The organism is Paenarthrobacter sp. A20, assembly GCF_024168825.1.
GTDB lineage: Bacteria > Actinomycetota > Actinomycetes > Actinomycetales > Micrococcaceae > Arthrobacter.
In genome coordinates, this window is sequence record NZ_JALJWH010000001.1 from 2,474,321 (window position 1) to 2,492,655 (window position 18,335).

The window sequence follows — 18,335 nt, forward strand, 5'->3', positions numbered from 1 at the left end:
CCGCATTCCAGCAGTAGAAAGTAGTACCCATTGGCCCACCTGCTTGGCGGCGAAAACCTCACCGTTTCGTTCGCGACCCGCACTGTCCTCGACGGCGTCACCCTCGGTTTGGAGGATGGCGACCGTATTGGCATGGTGGGCCGCAACGGCGACGGTAAATCGACCCTCATGCGCCTGCTCGCTTTGCGCTCGACGCCGGACTCGGGCCGTGTCACCAAACGCGGTGACGTCAACGTCGGCTACCTGGACCAGGGTGACGTGCTCGACGGCGACCTGACGGTGGGGGCTGCAATCGTCGGTGACCGCGCGGACCACGAATGGGCCGCAAACGCCAAGATCCGCGAAGTGATGGGCGGACTGGTGGGCGACGTCGACTGGCACGCCAACGTCCATGCCCTGTCCGGCGGCCAGAAGCGCCGCGTTGCGCTGGCCAAGCTCCTCATCGAGGACCACGACGTCATCATGCTGGACGAACCCACCAACCACCTCGACGTCGAAGGCGTCGCCTGGCTCGCCCGGCACCTGAAGACACGCTGGCGCGCCAACCAGGGTGCCTTCCTGGTGGTCACCCACGACCGATGGTTCCTCGACGAAGTCTGCAACTACACCTGGGAAGTCCACGACGCCATGGTGGACATGTTCGACGGCGGATACGCCGCCTACGTTCTGGCGCGCGCCGAGCGCGACCGCACGGCCGCCGTCGTCGAAAATAAACGCCAGCAGCTCGTCAAGAAGGAACTTGCCTGGCTGAGGCGCGGCGCCCCCGCCCGAACCGCCAAGCCGAAATTCCGCATCGAAGCAGCCAACGACCTCATCGCCGACGTGCCCGATCCCCGCGACTCCGTGGCCCTCAGCAAGATGGCCACTGCCCGCTTGGGCAAGGACGTGCTGGACCTCGAGAACGTGACACTCGACTTCGAGGGTGGCGAGAGCGGCCAGAAGCTGTTCAACAACATCACCCTCCGTCTCGCACCGGGCGAACGGCTCGGGCTGGTGGGCGTCAACGGCGCCGGCAAATCCACGCTTCTGAAACTGCTGAACGGCGAAATTCAGCCGACCTCGGGCAAGGTCAAGCGCGGTAAGACCGTCGTCACCGCCGTGCTGACCCAGGACGTCAAAGAGCTCGACGACGTCTCCGACCTGCGCGTCATCGAGGTCATCGAACGCGAAAAGCGGTCCTTCAGCGTGGGCGGCAAGGAATTCACTGCCGGCCAGCTGGTTGAACAGCTTGGGTTCACCAAGGAAAAGCAGTGGACGCCGGTCAGCGACCTCTCCGGTGGCGAGCGACGCCGGCTCCAACTCCTGCGCCTGCTGGTAGGAGAGCCCAACGTACTCATGCTCGACGAACCCACCAACGACCTCGATACCGACACCCTTGCCGCCGTCGAGGACGTCCTGGACGGTTGGCCCGGGACCCTGGTGGTGGTCAGCCACGACCGCTACCTGCTGGAACGCGTCACCGACAACCAAATGGCGCTGCTGGGCGACGGGAAACTCCGCGGCTTGCCGGGCGGAGTGGACCAATACCTCGAGCTGCGCGAGGCCGCACTTGCCTCCGGCGCCGTTGGCGGGGGCTCCGGTGCGCCAACTTCTGCCAGCGGAGCTTCCTCGTCCGCTGCCGCCCCTTCAGGTGCCAGCGAAGCCGAAAAGCGTGAAGCCCGGAAGGACCTCAACAGGGTCGACCGCCAACTCGGCAAGATCGCGCAGCAGGAAGAGAAGCTCCACACCCAAATGGCGGCGAAATCCGAATCCGGCGACTTCGACGCGCTGGGCGAGCTCAACGCCAAGCTTCGGGAGTTGCTTGACGAGAAAGAGGGCCTCGAGCTCGAATGGCTGGAGGCTGCCGAAATCCTCGGCGAGTAGGGGGCGTAGGCCGACGCCCCGACCGCCGAAGCGACAACCCCGTCTCACCTTTTGCGGTGGTGGGCTGGGCGCTCGCTCATCTTTTGCGGTGGTGGGCTGGGCGCTGTCTCATCTTCTGTCGGTTTTAGGCAGCTGGTTCATATCCGATGAGCCAATGCAGGCCGTGGCGGTCCACCACTTGGCCGTCGGATGCACCCCAGGGCTTTGGTGACAGTGGGTCCAGGATCCGACCGCCGTCGGCGAGTTTGTCGAACCAATGGTGAAGAACGTCGGGTTCTGCCGCTCCCAGCAGTGAGAGCATGGCGCCTTCCATGCGGACGGTTTTGTCGCCTGTCGCAGCGTCAGATCCACTCAGTGAGACCACTCCGCTGAGGACGCCATGGGCGATGGCATCGGAGGGGCCATCGGTGCGGCTGAAGTCCTCAAACGTGTACAAGGAAAGCTCCCCGCCGAAGATCTCCGCGTAGAAGCTGAGGGCTTCACGCGCTGTGCCGGGAAAGGTGACGTAGAGCTGGGGTGCTGACATGAGCACATCCTACAAAGCAGACCCTCCGACCTTGCAATGGCGCGTCACCAATCCGGCTTCCCAGGCGAGGAAAGAAGTACCCCGCGTCATGGGGCTCAGGTGAGAGGGGGATGCCCTAAAACCCGCAGGCGGTGAGAGGGGGATGCCCAAAAACCCGCAGGCGGTGAGAGGGGGATGCCCAAAAACCCGCAGGCGGTGAGAGGGGGATGCCCAAAAACCCGCGGGCGGTGAGAGGGCGTCGAGGCGAGGAACGGGCCAGCACGCGGAGGATGGCTGGTGCAGCGCCGGGAGGGGAATCAGCCCTCTGAACGCAGTCCGGGCTCCTTCTGCAGCCCGGTCAGGCCGTTCCAGGCCAGGTTCACCAGGTGCGCGGCGACGGCCCGCTTGTCCGGTGTGCGGCTGTCGAGCCACCACTGGCCGGTCATCGCCACCATGCCGACCAGCATCTGTGCGTACATGGCGCCGTCGGCTGCACTGAAACCCCGTCGTGCGAATTCATCGGAGAGCAGGTGTTCCACCCGGGCTGTTACGTGGGAGAGCAACGTGGAGAAGGCGCCCTCGGGTTGGGAGGGCGGGGCGTCGCGCATGAGGATCCGGAAGCCGTCGGTGCGGTCTTCGATGTAGCCAAGGAGGGCCAGTGCTGCGCGTTCAACCAGGACCCGGGGCTTGGCTTCGGTGCTGAGGGCCTCGGTGATGGAGTCCAGCAGAATCCGGAATTCTGTCTCCACGACCCGCCGGTACAAGCCTTCCTTGGAGCCGAAGTGCTCGTAGATGACGGGCTTGGAAACGCCAGCGTTGGCAGCGATTTCCTCGATGGTGGTGCCGTCCAGGCCACGGGCTGCGAAGAGGGCGCGGCCGATGCCGATGAGCTGGGATTTGCGCTGCTGGCCGGTCATCCTGACACGGACTGCGGGACCGGTGGCACCATGCTCCAGGGGTTCGGCGGTGTCCGCGGGACGGGGAAGTTCAGTGCGCTTGCTCACGTGACCATCATGCCTTACCGGCCCGCCGCCCCCGGTGGAAACAGGGTCACGGAGGGGTCCCGGAGTGCGCCAGTGAATGGGTGGCGGGCGGTCAAGTCGCGAAGCACGCAATGGTCATGGCAAACTAGATTCTTGTGTGTGCATCCCGGTAGCCCGGGAAACCGTCAGACCCTGCGGTCTGGTGGTGTGAATCATGCACGGTCCGCTCTGGTGTAATGGCAGCACCCCGGCCTTTGGAGCCGTGGAGTATAGGTTCGAATCCTATGGGCGGAACGGTCGGAAAATGCGCTCCTCTCTGTACCTGGAACGGCTCAAACGGTGCCTGGGTCCATTGGGATGGCAGCATTCCGAAGCCGGGTTACCCGGGACATACCGAGCAAGGAGAGCCAGTACGTGAGCCCCGAATCCACCGGTCCCGCAGCCGTCATAGTTTTGGCCGCAGGCGCTGGAACGCGCATGAAGTCCCGGACCCCCAAGATTCTCCACGAAATTGGCGGACGTTCCATGGTGGGCCACGCTCTCCTGGCAGCCCGTTCCATCACTCCACTGAAGCTGGCACTTGTTGTCCGCCACGAGCGTGACCGCGTGGCTGAGCACGTCACCACGCTGGATCCCGCCGCGCTGATTGTCGACCAGGACGATGTTCCCGGCACAGGGCGCGCGGTTGAGGTTGCCCTCAAGGCCCTCGACGCCGCGGCTGAACTTACCGGCACCGTGGTTGTCACGTACGGCGATGTCCCCCTGCTGACCGGCGAACTGCTCGCAGAGCTCGTAACCACCCATGAGGCTGAGGGTAATGCCGTCACCGTCCTCACCGCAGTACTGGATGACGCCACCGGTTATGGGCGGATCCTTCGCGCGGAAGACGGCACCGTCACGGGCATCCGCGAACACAAAGACGCAAGCGAGACTGAGCGCAGCATCCGCGAGGTCAACTCCGGCATCTACGCCTTCGACGCCGCGGTCTTGCGTACGGCACTCTCGAAGGTCACCACGGACAACGCCCAGGGCGAGATGTACCTGACGGACGTCCTCGGGTTGGCGCGCGACGCCGGCGGCCGGGTTGCCGCCGTCGTCACCGAAGACCGCTGGCAGGTTGAGGGTGCCAACGACCGCATCCAGTTGTCGGCGCTTGGCGCCGAGCACAACCGACGCATCATCGAGTCCTGGATGCGCGCAGGCGTGACCGTGGTGGATCCCACCACCACCTGGATCGACTCCACCGTGACGCTCGACGAAGACGTCCGCTTGCTGCCCAACACCCAACTGCACGGTTCCACCACTGTGGCGAGGGACGCCGTCGTGGGTCCTGACACGACGCTGACGGACGTCAACGTAGGCGAGGGCGCGAAGGTGACCCGGACGCACGGATCGGGTTCCACGATTGGTGCCAAAGCGAGCGTCGGACCGTTCACGTACCTCCGCCCCGGCACGGTGCTGGGGGAGACCGGCAAGATCGGTGCATTCTACGAAACCAAGAACGTGACCATCGGCCGCGGCTCGAAACTGTCCCACCTGGGCTACGCGGGCGACGCCGAAATCGGCGAAGACACCAACATCGGTTGCGGCAACATCACTGCCAACTACGACGGCGAGAAGAAGCACCGCACGGTGATCGGCTCGGGCGTGCGCACCGGTTCCAACACGGTCTTCGTGGCTCCCGTGTCCGTCGGCGATGGCGCCTACAGCGGCGCAGGAGCCATCATCCGCAAGGACGTTCCCGCAGGTGCGCTCGCCCTCAGCCTGGCCGCACAGCGGAACGCCGAAGGTTGGGTCATAGCCAACCGCCCGGGCACAGCCTCTGCCAATCTGGCCGAAGCCGCCCAGGAACTGGCCTCCGCCTCCACATCCTCACAATCCCCGGCAACCATAGAAGAGGGCAAATAGGCATGAGCGAAATTACCGCACACGGAGAGAAGAAGTTGATTCTCGCCGCCGGAAGGGCGCATCCGGAGCTGGCGCAGGAAATCGCGAAGGAGCTGGAGACCGAGCTCCTGCCCATCGACGCCTACGACTTCGCCAATGGGGAAATCTACGTCCGTTCGGCCGAGAGCGTGCGAGGCACTGATGCCTTCGTCATCCAGGCCCACCCGGCCCCGCTGAACAACTGGCTCATGGAGCAGTTGATCATGATCGATTCCCTCAAGCGCGCCTCGGCCAAGAGGATCACGGTTGTTTCGCCGTTCTACCCGTACTCCCGCCAGGACAAGAAGGGCCGCGGCCGCGAGCCCATCTCCGCCCGCCTGGTCGCCGACCTCTACAAGACTGCCGGCGCGGACCGCATCATGTCCGTGGACCTGCACACCTCGCAGATCCAGGGCTTCTTCGACGGCCCCGTTGACCACCTGATGGCCATCCCGCTGCTGGCTGACTACATCCGCACCAAGGTCGAGGCCGACAACATCACTGTTGTTTCCCCGGACACCGGACGTGTCCGCGTTGCCGAGCAGTGGGCCGAGCGCCTGGGCGGTGCCCCGCTGGCGTTCGTGCACAAGAGCCGCGACCTCACGGTTCCCAACCAGGCCGTCTCCAAGACGGTTGTTGGCCAGGTTGAAGGCCGCACCTGCGTTCTGATCGACGACATGATCGACACTGGTGGAACCATCTCCGGCGCTGTCCAGGTCCTGAAGAACGCCGGTGCCAAGGACGTCATCATCGCCTGCACGCACGCTGTCTTCTCCGACCCCGCCGCGCAGCGCCTGGCCGATTCCGGCGCCCGCGAAGTGGTGGTCACCAACACGCTGCCCATCCCGGCTGAGAAGCGCTTCCCGTCACTGACGGTGTTGTCGATCGCACCGCTGATTGCACGCGCCATCCGTGAAGTGTTCGACGACGGTTCGGTCACCAGCCTGTTCGACGGCAAGGCATAACGCCGGACTGCTGAAAGTACGAGGGCCACCTGCCGCCTCACGGCGTCGGGTGGCCCTTTTCTTTGCCCGTTTTCAGTTCCGACGCGTTCCGCTGCTAAACTCTTGGGGATACCTTGGCGAGGGAGAGCACATCCGGTCCGCGTTTGATGGACCAGGGTTGCGGGTCTCCGTTATCGACTGGGTCTGCATCTCCTTCAACACAGGCGGAACGGCTGCTCGGCGGCCGCCCTCAGCCGGGCGTAGAAGGTCTCCAGACCTCCGCCCTTGCTGATAGACCAGCCCGGATATTTTCGGGCGCCACAGTAATCAAGGAGTACACATGTCTGAGCAGAAGCTCACCGCAGAACTGCGCACCGAATTCGGCAAGGGTTTCGCCCGCCGTGCACGCATGGCCGGCCAGATCCCGGCTGTTATCTACGGCCACGGCGCAGAGCCGATCCACATCAACCTGCCGGGCCGCGCCACCACGCTGGCAGTCCGCGTTTCCAACGCCCTCCTGGCGATCGACGTCGACGGCGAGCAGCACCTGACGCTCGTCAAGGACATCCAGCGCGATCCCGTAAAGCAGATCATCGAGCACGTTGACCTCCAGACCGTGAAGGCCGGCGAGAAGGTTACCGTCGACATCGCAATCCACGTTTCCGGTGAAGTTGCTCCGGGTGCTGTTGCCAGCCTCGAAGCCACCACGGTTTCCCTCGAAGCCGAGGCAACCCACGTTCCCACCGCCGTCGAGGTCAGCATCGAAGGCCTCAAGGCCGGCGAGAGCATCCACGCTTCGGACCTCGTCCTGCCGAAGGGTTCCACCCTGCTCACCGAAGGTGACACCCTGGTGGTCCGCATCGCTGAGACCGCTTCCGAAGCTGAAGAAGAAGCAGCACCGGCTGCCGAGTAGTCTTCTGACTGCTTGAGGCTTATGCCGTGGAGTGGCCGGGTACCTTCGGGTCCCGGCCACTTTCTTTTGGCCCTTGCCGGTAGTCCCTGGCTGGCCGCCTGTCCTGGCTGGCAACCTGTCCCCGCTGATAAAACCAACGTTCCCTAGGATGAGACCATGAGTGACACCTGGCTGATTGTCGGCCTCGGCAACCCCGGCAGTGAGTACAGCAACAACCGGCATAACGTGGGCCAGATGGTGCTGGATGAGCTCGCGTCCCGCATGGGTGGGAAGTTCAAGGTCCATAAGGCCCGCGCCCAGGTGGTGGAGGGCCGGCTGGGCATCGGTGGCCCTCGCGTGGTCCTGGCCAAGCCCATGACGTATATGAACACGTCCGGGGGACCCGTAGCGGGGCTGTGCAACTTCTTCGACATCGCACCGGACCACGTCATAGCGGTCCACGATGAAATCGACATCCCTTTTAACACAGTCAAGCTAAAACTGGGCGGCGGTGAGGGCGGGCACAACGGCCTGCGGGACATCTCAAAAGCACTCGCCACCAAGGATTATCTGCGGGTTCGTGTAGGGGTGGGGCGGCCGCCGGGACGGATGGAGACCGCCGATTACGTCCTCCGGGATTTCGCCACCGCAGAAAAGAAGGAACTGCCTTTCCTGCTTGACGAGGCGGCCGACGCCGTGGAGTTGCTCATGGACCAGGGCCTGCTGTCGGCGCAGCAGAAACACCACCCCGCGAAATCTTGAGCAAATCTTGAGGAAAGCCTGATGAAAGCCTGACGGTCCCGAGGACCCTAAGGCCTACAAAGTGTCGGCGCCCGAAGGTAGTGTGCATGGTACGCAGGTAAGCGGTGGGGGACTGTCGCGGATGTGTAGCGAAGGATGCGAATGTCGGCGGAGTTGCTAAACAAGGGCGGGGGAGGCGCAGCAAGGGCTGCGGCTCCCGATCTTGTGGGCGGACCAACCGACAGGCAAACGTGGTCACTCCTGGCCCGGAGCCATGATCTGTCAAAGGCCGGCAAATACCTTGAGTCACCTGATTCCTATGGAGTAGTGCTCACGGGCCAGCGGGGAATCGGCAAATCCGGGCTTGCCCGCGCTGTTGTATCTTCGCTGGGGCCCAAGGTCCACAGCCTCCAATTGCGCAACACCGTAGCCAACGGCCAAACCCCGTACGGATGCCTGGGGTTCCTGTTGGCCCGGCTGCCGTCCGAAGCCGTAAGTTCCCCTACCGGGATCCTGCACGCAGTGACCAGCCTGATCAGGACAGAGGCCGCGGGCCGGGACACGGTTCTCATCGTGGACAACGCCGGTGGCATGGACCCCATGAGTACGGGCGTGCTGTTGAACCTCATGGCCACGGGTACCGCAAAGGTCGTTGCCACGGTCCAGCGCGCCAGCGACCTCCCTGCTGACTTCCACCGCCTGGTCCTTGAAGGTGAGCTGGGCGAAGTCCACCTCAACACCTTGAGCGAGGAACAGACCAAGCAAGTGCTGGGCTCTGTGCTGGGGCACTACGTATCCTCGACTTTGGTGGGCTCGCTGCATTCGGCTGTTGGCGGTAACCCCATGCTCCTCCACGCCCTCCTCGAAGAGCAGAGGCATACCGGCAATCTGGTCCTGAACGATTCCGTGTGGACGCTCAGGGACCGGATCAAGCTGGAGGGCGCAACGGTTGTTGAGGACTTTGTCCGCTCCAGGCTGGCGCGCGAAACGCAGGCCAGCAGGACCGTCGTCGAAATCCTGGCCTGTGCGCAGCGCGCCACCCTCATGGACTTGGCAGCCATCTTCGGGACAGAGGTCCTGGTGGAGATGGAGGAATCCGGGCTGCTCACCGTGGAGCGGTGCGGTGACCATTGGGTCTCCCTCCGCGATCCCTACGTTGGCGAGGTAGTCCGCGGCTGGTTGAGCACCCGCCGCAGGCGTGAATTGCGCCTGATGCTGCACGGCCCCCAAGAACCTGAGTTGCAGGGGTTGGCGGCGCAGGATCTCCTCAGCTACGCCGCGTGGATGCATTCGTGCGAGGACGAGCCAATGCCCTCGCCGGCGCATGCCCTCGCGGCCGGGCGTGCGGCGCTGGATGACTACGACCCCAATTTCGCCATCCAGTGCACGCTGTCACTGGGCCCGAAAGATGTGGAGTGGGTACCCGGGCAACGACTGAAGGCCGCGGCATATCTCATGCTGGACCTGCCGTTGCATGCTGCACAGGCGTTGGATGAGGTGTCCGAGTCCCATCTCGCTGCCCTGGATCCACTGGAATTCGCGGAGATTACGGCAGCAAAATGCCAGGCCATGACATGGATTGATGGGCGTTCGGGCATGGTGCCGGGAGTTGTTTCCGATGGGCTTGAGACCCTTGAAACCATGGCGGAGGCCTATCCGGCAGAGACGCTGGCCAAGGCGCGCAACCGCCTCCACCTGTGCAGCTACGAATACAACTCCTACATGGGCGAGTACGCCGCCATGATCGACGATCTGGAAGGGGAACTGGCCAAGGACCCGGACGCGGACCGCGAGCACTGGCTGAGGTCCTCCTTCTTCCTGATTGAGGCCCGTTGCATTCTTGGCCGGGAGCTTGAGGCGCAGGAACTCGCCAGGACCGTGTCACGGAATCTCGGTGACACAGACCGTCCAGCCCAGCTGGAGGAGGCCTTCGCCAGGCACGCCTTCCTGGTGCTGTTGTTGTCGGGGCAGTGGCGGCAGTGCATCGAACTCATACGGCGCACGCCATCGAGGTCATCACGGCTCCAGTACCGGGGTGCGCTGACTGAACTGGGCATCGGCCTCGCGTACGCCTACGCGGGCAAGCCTGCCAGCGCCATCGAACCGCTGCGGTCCGCCGTTGCCCAGCTTGAACTCCGTCCGGCCATGAACATGAACAAGGTAGCGTACGCCGCTACCGCTTTTGCCTACGCCCAAGTGGGCAATTCAGTGGAGGCCGGGCGGTATTTGGACCTCTACAGGACGTGCAGGGGAGTGGGGACATTCTTCTCCGAATCCGTTGCTGGGTTCTGCTCGGAAATGGCGGGGCGTTGGATGGGGGATCCTGAGGTCAAGCAGCGGCTCCTGGCGCGGGTGCGCAACGACATCGATAAGCAGCGGTTGACGACCGCCGGCATTTACCTCTTTGGTGCCACAGTTGAAGGGACCGACGACGAGTACCGGCTGCTCGAAGACATTGCCGGGCGTCGCCAAGGGCCCCTCGCCGAGATTTCGGGGAACCTCGCCCGAGGCGCCCTGGCCAGGAGCTCCCGGTCCCTCCTGGCCGCCGCGGATGCTGCCGCAACGCTGGACCTGCTGGTGGTTGAGGCCCGGTGTGTGGCCATGGCATTGGACTTTGCCCGGGACGCCGGCGAGACAACAGCGGCCCGGACAGCCCAACTGAGGCTGGAGCGCCTGGAACATTCCGTGTCAACATTGCCGATCCAACCGCGCAGCGACGCGCCGGTACTGACCGAGCGGGAACGCCAAATTGCTAAACTCGCCGGGAAGGGAGTCAGCAACCGTGAAATCGCGATGGATATTGGGGTGTCTGTGCGAACTGTCGAGGGCCATTTGTACCAAGTGTTTACCAAGCTCGGTGTGTCGTCTCGAGGCGAGCTCAATGGACTCCTATGAGGCCGGGTGCCCAGTAGTTTCAGTTCGGGTTGCCCATGCAGGCTGAGCACCTTGTAGGCCGGGACGCCGAACTGGACCTGGCCACCGGGATATTGCGCCAGGAAGGCGCAGGGGCTGTGCTCCTGGTAGCGGATCCTGGTATCGGCAAGACTGCCTTGGCAGCCGAAATCGCGGCCCGTCTGGCAGGGGAAATGGTGGTGATGCGGGTCCATGGGAGTCCCGCCTTGTCTGCTGTGCCCTACGGTGTCCTGGCGCCCTACCTGATGGATCTCCCGGTTGAGCAGGCCACCTCCCCTGTTGCGATCCTGCGCGAGTTCTGGTCACAGTTCGAAAAGCGGCGCGGTGGCGAAGGCGCCCGCCTGCTGCTCATCGTGGACGATGCACACGACCTCGACGAAGGCAGCACCCAGATCCTGGCCGAATTGGTGACGGCAGGATGGGCGCGGCTGGTGGCAACCAGCAGGCCGCGGCCCGGTTTGCCGGCTGCCTTGCTCCAGCTCTGGTATGACGGCCTTGCCGAGCGGCTGGAACTGCATCCCCTTGACCAGGAAAGCGTCACTGAGCTGGCGGAGAAGACCCTTGGTGGAACGGTCATGGCCAGTGCCGCGGACGTCCTGCACTCCGTTTCCGAGGGTAACCCCCTGCTTCTGCGCTGCCTCCTGGACGACTCAAGGGCCGACGGAAACCTGGTGCGCAGGAATGGAGTCTGGTTCCTGACTCATGCCCTCTCAGGCAACGGCGAAGGACTGGCCGAGGTGGTGAGGAACAGGGTCCTGCGGACCAGCGAGGCCGAACGGGAAGCGATGTATGTCATTGCGTTGTCCGAGCCCGTCCCTGCCGCTGTCCTGGACACACAAGTGGGCAGGGAAACCGTGAGGTCGTTGATGGACAGCCGGTTGGTCCTGTCCACCAACGGGCCAGGCAGCCCGCTCAAGATGTGGCACCCCATGTACAGTGAGGCGCTGCGCCAGATCGTTTCGCCCGCTCGAAGCCTCCAGATCCGGCAGCGCATGGTCCAACACTTGCTCGCGGAGCCGCCCACCGCCGAGGGCTTGCTGCGCTTGGTGAGCTGGGCGCTGGACTGCGGCGCCGACGTCGAGGATGAACAACTGCTGCAGGCAGCGTTCCTGGCCGCGAAGCTGCTCCAGAATCCCTTGGCGCTGGCCGCCGCCGGCAAAGTCGGCTCCGAGGTGCTGCGCCCGCGTGCCCGGGCCGTTATGGCCATGGTCAACTACAACGACGGCGACTTCAGCAGTACCGTACGGTTGCTGGAAGAAGACTTGGGTTTCCTGGACGCGGATCCGTCCGGACCGGTGGGCACAGGTCTGCTGTGGGCAGCTGCCCGGGCGGCGAATGGAGACTCGTCCGCGGACATTGTTGCCGACGCACGGGCCGCCGCCGCCACCCTGATCAAGGGCCGTCCGGCGTCGGACCCGATGGTTGGGCTGGTGGGGCGGCATGCCCGCGCCCTGGAATTGGCGGCCTTGGCCCATGATGGGCAGTACGGAGAACTCCGCGAGGGCCTGGAGCGGTTTGCTGAAGTGCTCGGAACCGATGAACCGGATTTCGTGATGAACCGGGTTTTCCTGCTGGCCATGCAGTGTGAGCTGCTGACGGTCGAGGGCCGGGCCGCAGAGGCGCTGGAAGCCGGCCGTGAGGCCCTGGCGCTGCTGGACGCACCCTCGGATGAGCTCCTGTACTTCAGCGACTTCGTCCTGGCCCGCTACACCCTCGCAGCCTTGGAAGCGGGCGATTGGGGGGCTGCCGGGAGCGCGCTTGACCGCTATTCGGCCAGTTCGGCCTTGGGACTCATTGTTTTTGGTGGCGATATTCAGACCCTCAAAGGATTGTCGCTGCTGCGCCAAGGCCGCTTGGAACAGGCCACGGAGCTGCTGGCGCCCGCCGTCGAGGCGCTCCGGATCCACGACCCCCAAAGGCTGCAGGGCCTGGGCGGTGCCTTGGCGTTCTACGCGGCGGCCAAGTCCGGCGACACCGCACTTGCAATGCGCTTGGCAGGTGAGCAGGACGAAGCCGCGGTTGGCGGATCCTATGTAGGGGCCCTTTCGGAGCTGTTCATCCTCGCCGGCCAGGAACTGCTGGCAAAAGGCTCAGGGTTGGACAAACTGCGGAAGCTGCCCGAATCCGGGCCGCTGCATCGATGGCCCGGAGTTTTGCTGCAGAATCTTGTCCTCCGGGCAGAGCTCGGTGATATGCCGGCCATGGAGTCAGTCATGGACACGGCGTCGTCCATGTCCGGTGCGTGGGCAGCAGGATGGCAGTCGATGGCGGCAGCACATCTGGGCGGTGAGGGCCAGGGCTTCGTCAACGCGGGCAACCTCCTGGCCGCCGCCGGTATGCCCGGCCCTGCCGCAGTGGCGTTCGACAAGGCTGCCCTGTCGTTCGACGCTGAAGGCAAACGCCCGGAGGCACGGCAGGCAGCGGTGCTGCGTGACGTGAGCGAAGCCAGCCTTGGCGACGCACTGGTCCATGACCCGAGTGCCGAAGCAGACCGTTCCGTGCCGTTGACGCGCCGGGAGCAGGACATCGTGGCATTGGCCGTTTCAGGACTGACGGACCGCCAGATTGCCGAGAAGCTGATGGTCTCGGTGCGCACCGTCGAAGGCCACCTTTACCGCAGTTACGCCAAGCTGGGTATCCGACGGCGCGAAGATCTCGGGGCGGCCGTCCGCCACTGACGGTGCCGCCCTTTGAGTACCCATAAAACCCGCAATGGGCCACTTGCGCCCCTGTCTGCGCGGGATTTAGCCAATCAATGGAGTAACGCGCGGGTGTTTGGCGTCCAAACCAAGTAGTGCCCTGTTGGGGGACTGAGTACAACAAGGTACCGGGCCGGAAAAAGCCGCGGAGTAATCGAGTACCAACTACTGGTGTACGGCAGTCGCCACCACGGCAGGATTGTTCTTGGAAGAACGGTTCAGCCCCAAGCATCACCGGGATTCCGAAAGTCGCATCATCCGCATCGGTGGTCTCTTTGAGCCGATGCACCGGCCATCGAAAGATGGTCCGGCCCTGGACGAAGCCGGCGGCGACAGAGTCTTCTGAGACCGAGACTCTCCCCCCAGCCGCCGCCGGCTTCTAGGCCAGGTAGCCCGCACTTCGCGGGAACCAAACCTCCCGGACCATGGGACTGCTGCTATTGGAGTGCGCATGCTGCCGGATCCCTGGCTGGACGAAGACACCGTCACAGTCGGGCTGAGGCCATCAGCATTCCCGGACCGGACGCGGCTCCTCGATATCATCCTTTCCGCAGTACCGTCATCCTCCACCAGCGGCATCGTGGTGGTGGGAGACCGAGGATCCGGAAAGAGCCACCTGTTGCTCTCCGTCAAAGCGGGGCTCCCCGACTCCATGGACGTCAGGAGCTTTGCAGGCAAGCCAGAGCTCAAAACCACCAGTTACGGAGCCTTGGGCGCGGCCCCTGCGGAGGAAGGCGACGGGGCAGCACTACCAGGACTTCACGTACTCAGGGCCCTCACCAGCACCCTTGGCGCTGCCGGGTATCTGTACACCCCAACGCTTGGCCGACGCCGGAACAAGCGCCAGTCGCAACCGGAACGTCCTCCGTTGGTATTGCTGGTAGACGACATCCACTACGTGGATCCGGCCTCGCTGGCCGTCCTGCTGCAGCTCATCCCCGGCTTCGGGGCAACGTTGGTGGCAACCGCGGACAGTCGCCGGCCCCTTCCGCCGGACCTCTACCAACTGTGGGAAGACGGCTTCCTGGAGCAGTATTTTCTTCCACCCTTTACTTTCTCGGAGGCACACGTGGTGTGCGAGGCCGTCCTGGGCGGCAGGGTCCAACGCCGCGCCAGCAGTCTTCTCGCTGCCATGAGCGGCTTCAACGTGGGCCTGCTTGGATTGGCAATCAACGATGCCCGCCACGCAGGGCTTCTTATGCGGAAGGACGGCTTCTGGACCATCGACGTCCGGGTCCATTGCCACTGGCCCGCTGTCGTTGCGCAGGTGCACGCCGAAAACGCTGCCCGCCCACCTGAGGAACGGCATGCGCTGGAACTCATCGCGCTCGCAGAGCCCGTGGCGCTGGACGTCGTGGAACGCCACTTCGGCCGGAAGGCAGTGGAGGATCTCCTGGACAACCACCACATCAGGTTGCTCCCCGGACGGCCACCGCTGGTCCGGACGAGTTCCTGGCTGCGTGGGGAGGGCACCCGCCTGTCTGTGCCGCGCCCCAGGAGCCTTGCACTCCGGCTGGGTGTTGAGGAGCCGCAACTTACGCGGGAATCGGCGCCCACCATGCTGCGCTGGATGAACTGGACCTTGGACTGCGGCCTCACACTCTCTGATGAGCTCCTCCTGGCTGCCGCCCCGGCCGCGGACAGGCCATCCACCGCAGAGCTTGCGCTGCGGGCCGCCGCAGCTGTGACAGAGCCCGGCCGGCAGGACGAGGCAAGGCTGCTCAGGGCACGGGCACTGGTGGCCGAAGGCCATATCGGCGAAGCGGCGCCGGAACTTCGGGAATTGGCAGCAAAGGCCGGGTCCGCCACCGTAAAGACCGATGCCGCGAACCGACTCGTGGCGCTGGAACTCCTGGGCGCTGTTTCCGATGAACCGGCAACTGGTGCTCCGGAGCAAGTGACCACAAGGGACACCGGGCTGGAGCAGGTGCCCCAAGGGGTGTCCGGGCTGGTGCTTGAAAACGTCCGGGAAGCCGAGCGCCTGCTGCAATCCGGAGCTGCCCCGGAGGCATTGGAGAGGTCCACAGCGGCAATGGCGGCCGTGGAAGCGGACGTGGGCTTGGAAATGTTCCGGCCAGGGGTGCTGCTCCGGCATGTGGTGTGCCTGCGGAACAACCTTGCGTGGGGGCAGGTGGATTCGCTCCTGGAATGCCCTTCCGCGTTCGTGCTCCCTAAGTATTTGGCCGTGTGCCTGGAGGTGGCCCGCGGATACGCCGAACTCAGCCAAGGGCTCCCGCGTGCGGCGCGGGGAACCCTGGAACCGGTGCTTGCGGAACTGTCCGACGCCGGCCTGCCGCCGGTACTCGCCCTGGCCGCAGCCATGCTGGCCTACTCGGAGGCGCTCTGCGGCAACCCGGACCTTGCCATGGAACGGGTGAAGCAGAGCCTGGCCGCACTCTCACGCGTGTCCCGGGGGCCCGCGGACCTCTTGCCTGAGCTCAGCACCGTGTACTTGGCAGCGGCGCAGGACCAAGTGTCGGGCAAGCCAAGCCACTTGATGGCGCTGGCCGGACAACTTCACGCCCAAGGCAGTACGTTGATGGAAGCGGAGGCAGTGTCCCTCCTGACGCTCAACGCAAGCAGCGCCGCCGTCGACGATCTTGTGATCCAGCGCCGCCTGGCGGGGCTGGCTGCGGACATTCACGGCGCGGGCGGAGCAGCCCTGGGAACGTATGCCTCCGCACTGCTGGACAACGACCCCAAGACGCTCGAGTCGGCAGGGCGGAGCTTGTCCGCAGACCGGCAGTTTGCGCATGCAGCCATCTGCTATTCGCGGGCAGCCAGTGGATATGAAGCAAGAACCCGGAGCGCGGCGAGCCGGCGGGCCGCGGTACTCGTTGAGCGGCTGCGCGGTGCGTTCGACAGCGAAGCGGTTCCGCCGCTGGGCTGGGTGCCCGGGAGGGCAGGCGGCTGACGTGCTGTACGGCACACCTTCGGCACCGCACGCCAGGGGTCTCCGTGGGATAATGGGGAGTCCCTGAAGGATTTCCAAGGAGCGCCCCTTGACTGCCGTATCAACCCCCGCCTCTCTGCAGCGGTCCGTGCATGCCATGGACAACGCGGAGGTGTTGCGGATCCGGAACGACTTCCCGGTGCTGGACCAGCTGGTCAACGGCAAGCCCCTGATCTACCTCGATTCCGGCGCCACGTCGCAGAACCCGCTCAGCGTCATCGAGGCCGAGCAGGAGTACTACGAGCAACGCAATGCAGCCGTTCACCGCGGCGCGCACCACCTCGCCGTGGAAGCCACGGAGGTCTTCGAGGACGCACGCCAGACCGTCGCGGACTTCGTCGGCGCCCGGTACGAGGAAACCGTGTGGACCTCCAACGCCACCGAAGGCCTCAACCTGATCAGTTATGCCTTGTCCAACGCTGCTCTCTGGGCAGCGCAGGGGAGGGGCGGTTCGGCGTTGAAGGACCTGGCCATCGGACCGGGCGACGAGATCGTGGTCACCGAGATGGAACACCACGCCAACCTCATCCCCTGGCAGGAACTCGCCTTCAGGACAGGAGCCACGCTCAAGTTCATCCCCGTTACGGACGAAGGGACCCTGCGGCTCGACGCCGCCGCTGACATCGTGGGGGAGCGGACCAGGCTCCTGGCCTTCACCCATGCGTCGAACGTCCTGGGCACCATCAACCCGGTGGCGGAGTTGGTGGCCCTCGCCCGCCGGGTTGGAGCCCTGGTTGTGTTGGACGCGTGCCAGTCCGTGCCGCACATGGCAGTTGACGTCAAGGAACTGGACGTCGATTTCGCCGTGTTCTCGGGGCACAAAATGTTGGCGCCCACCGGGGTTGGCGTGCTTTACGGAAAGCAGGAACTCCTTGATGTCCTGCCGCCGTTCCTTACGGGCGGCTCCATGATCACCACTGTCACCATGGAGCGGGCGGAGTACCTGCCGGCACCCCAGCGGTTCGAGGCCGGCACCCAGCGCATCTCCCAGGCCGTGGCGCTCGCGGCCGCCGTGAACTACCTCACGGAGACCGGGATCGACCGCATCCATGCGTGGGAAGCAACGCTGGGACAGCGACTGGTAACGGGACTGGAGGGCATTGACGGCATCCGTGTCGTCGGTCCAGCCTCCGGGTCCGAGCGGATCGGTTTGGCGGCGTTTGACGTCGCCGGTGTCCACGCCCACGACGTCGGCCAGTTCCTGGACGACCGCGGCATCGCCGTTCGCGTCGGTCACCACTGCGCCCAACCCCTCCACCGCCGCTTGGGGCTGACGGCAACGACGCGAGCGAGTACTTACCTCTACAACACAACGGACGACGTCGACGCTTTCCTCGACGCTGTTTCCGGGGTCCGGGCCTACTTCCAGGCCTGACAAACGGCACAGGCCTTGTTGGCCGGAACGCCGTCAATCCACGATTTCGCCAGAACAGGCATCAACCACCGAACAGGCAACAACCACCATGAGTCTTGACCAGCTGTACCAGCAGATCATCCTGGACCACTCCAAGCAGCGTCACGGCAGCGGCCTGGCAGAAACGGCCGCCCCCGCCGGGGCATCCACCGGCCAATCGCACCAACTGAACCCTGTGTGCGGGGACGAAGTGACCCTGCGGCTCGCCGTTGCGGACGGAACAGTCCAGCAGATCAGCTGGGACGGTGCCGGCTGCTCCATCTCCATGGCGTCGGCCTCGGTGCTCAGCGAACTGGGTGAGGGCATGTCAGTGGAGGAACTGCACGCAGTGATCGAGAACTTCCGCGAGGTCCTCCGGTCACGTGGCAAAGTCCAGGCGGATCCGGAGATCCTGGGCGATGCCGCCGCGTTCGAAGGTGTCGCCCGGTACGCAGCGCGCGTGAAGTGCGCCATGATCTCCTGGGTTGCCGCGGAAGACGCCCTGAACCAGGCCACCGCCTAG

The 18,335-nt window shown here is 64.7% G+C and carries 12 protein-coding genes and 1 tRNA gene; 11 read left to right on the top strand and 2 right to left on the bottom strand.

Translation table 11 applies throughout. The annotated features are described in order from the left end of the window. Positions 1-30 precede the first annotated feature (30 nt). Positions 31-1,863, top strand: coding sequence for an ABC-F family ATP-binding cassette domain-containing protein (locus tag J3D46_RS11685; RefSeq protein ID WP_253467286.1), 1,833 nt, complete (start codon positions 31-33; stop codon positions 1,861-1,863). Positions 1,864-1,987: 124 nt separating this feature from the next. On the opposite strand, the gene J3D46_RS11690 is transcribed toward J3D46_RS11685, so the two are convergent. Both J3D46_RS11690 and J3D46_RS11695 read right to left on the bottom strand, forming a co-directional pair. After that, on the bottom strand, positions 1,988-2,389 hold the full coding sequence (locus tag J3D46_RS11690; protein WP_253467289.1) for a VOC family protein: 402 nt from the start codon (positions 2,387-2,389) through the stop codon (positions 1,988-1,990). A gap of 296 nt (positions 2,390-2,685) precedes the next feature. After that, complete coding sequence (locus tag J3D46_RS11695; RefSeq protein WP_231338743.1) at positions 2,686-3,285, bottom strand: TetR/AcrR family transcriptional regulator; 600 nt, start codon at positions 3,283-3,285, stop codon at positions 2,686-2,688. Positions 3,286-3,573: 288 nt separating this feature from the next. On the opposite strand from J3D46_RS11695, the gene J3D46_RS11700 reads away from it, so the two are divergent. From J3D46_RS11700 to sufU, 10 genes are all read left to right on the top strand, one after another. Further along, positions 3,574-3,645, top strand: a tRNA-Gln gene (locus J3D46_RS11700). A 120-nt stretch (positions 3,646-3,765) separates the two neighbouring features. Next, complete coding sequence (gene glmU, locus J3D46_RS11705) at positions 3,766-5,259, top strand: bifunctional UDP-N-acetylglucosamine diphosphorylase/glucosamine-1-phosphate N-acetyltransferase GlmU (protein WP_253467292.1); 1,494 nt, start codon at positions 3,766-3,768, stop codon at positions 5,257-5,259. Between the two features lie 2 nt (positions 5,260-5,261). Continuing rightward, positions 5,262-6,242: a ribose-phosphate diphosphokinase gene (locus J3D46_RS11710; RefSeq protein WP_011774071.1), complete on the top strand. Its 981-nt coding sequence runs from the start codon at positions 5,262-5,264 to the stop codon at positions 6,240-6,242. Between the two features lie 319 nt (positions 6,243-6,561). Further along, positions 6,562-7,134, top strand: a complete 573-nt coding sequence (locus J3D46_RS11715) for a 50S ribosomal protein L25/general stress protein Ctc (protein WP_231338710.1) — start codon at positions 6,562-6,564, stop codon at positions 7,132-7,134. Between the two features lie 156 nt (positions 7,135-7,290). Further along, a complete protein-coding gene (gene pth, locus J3D46_RS11720; RefSeq protein ID WP_231338709.1) occupies positions 7,291-7,875 on the top strand; it encodes an aminoacyl-tRNA hydrolase in 585 nt (194 codons plus the stop codon). Between the two features lie 141 nt (positions 7,876-8,016). Continuing rightward, the gene (locus J3D46_RS11725) at positions 8,017-10,749 is read left to right on the top strand and encodes a LuxR C-terminal-related transcriptional regulator (protein ID WP_231338708.1); all 2,733 of its coding nucleotides are present in this window, start codon (positions 8,017-8,019) and stop codon (positions 10,747-10,749) included. A gap of 35 nt (positions 10,750-10,784) precedes the next feature. Continuing rightward, positions 10,785-13,445 carry an AAA family ATPase gene (locus tag J3D46_RS11730; protein WP_253467295.1) on the top strand — a complete coding sequence of 887 codons (2,661 nt, stop codon included), beginning with the start codon at positions 10,785-10,787 and terminating at the stop codon, positions 13,443-13,445. Between the two features lie 472 nt (positions 13,446-13,917). Continuing rightward, positions 13,918-16,380, top strand: a complete 2,463-nt coding sequence (locus J3D46_RS11735) for an ATP-binding protein (protein ID WP_253467300.1) — start codon at positions 13,918-13,920, stop codon at positions 16,378-16,380. Positions 16,381-16,468: 88 nt separating this feature from the next. Next, positions 16,469-17,794: a cysteine desulfurase gene (locus J3D46_RS11740; RefSeq protein WP_231338704.1), complete on the top strand. Its 1,326-nt coding sequence runs from the start codon at positions 16,469-16,471 to the stop codon at positions 17,792-17,794. Positions 17,795-17,882: 88 nt separating this feature from the next. Continuing rightward, entirely contained in the window at positions 17,883-18,335 is a 453-nt protein-coding gene (gene sufU / locus J3D46_RS11745; protein ID WP_253467302.1) for a Fe-S cluster assembly sulfur transfer protein SufU, read from the top strand.

Excerpts from the sequence above, each read along its gene's own strand:
- J3D46_RS11690 (WP_253467289.1), bottom strand. The coding sequence starts at position 2,389 with ATGTCAGCACCCCAGCTCTACGTCACCTTTCCCGGCACAGCGCGTGAA.
- J3D46_RS11695 (WP_231338743.1), bottom strand. The coding sequence starts at position 3,285 with ATGACCGGCCAGCAGCGCAAATCCCAGCTCATCGGCATCGGCCGCGCC.
- J3D46_RS11710 (WP_011774071.1), top strand. The coding sequence starts at position 5,262 with ATGAGCGAAATTACCGCACACGGAGAGAAGAAGTTGATTCTCGCCGCC.
- J3D46_RS11715 (WP_231338710.1), top strand. The coding sequence starts at position 6,562 with ATGTCTGAGCAGAAGCTCACCGCAGAACTGCGCACCGAATTCGGCAAG.
- pth (WP_231338709.1), top strand. The coding sequence starts at position 7,291 with ATGAGTGACACCTGGCTGATTGTCGGCCTCGGCAACCCCGGCAGTGAG.
- J3D46_RS11725 (WP_231338708.1), top strand. The coding sequence starts at position 8,017 with ATGTCGGCGGAGTTGCTAAACAAGGGCGGGGGAGGCGCAGCAAGGGCT.
- J3D46_RS11730 (WP_253467295.1), top strand. The coding sequence starts at position 10,785 with ATGCAGGCTGAGCACCTTGTAGGCCGGGACGCCGAACTGGACCTGGCC.
- J3D46_RS11735 (WP_253467300.1), top strand. The coding sequence starts at position 13,918 with ATGCTGCCGGATCCCTGGCTGGACGAAGACACCGTCACAGTCGGGCTG.
- sufU (WP_253467302.1), top strand. The coding sequence starts at position 17,883 with ATGAGTCTTGACCAGCTGTACCAGCAGATCATCCTGGACCACTCCAAG.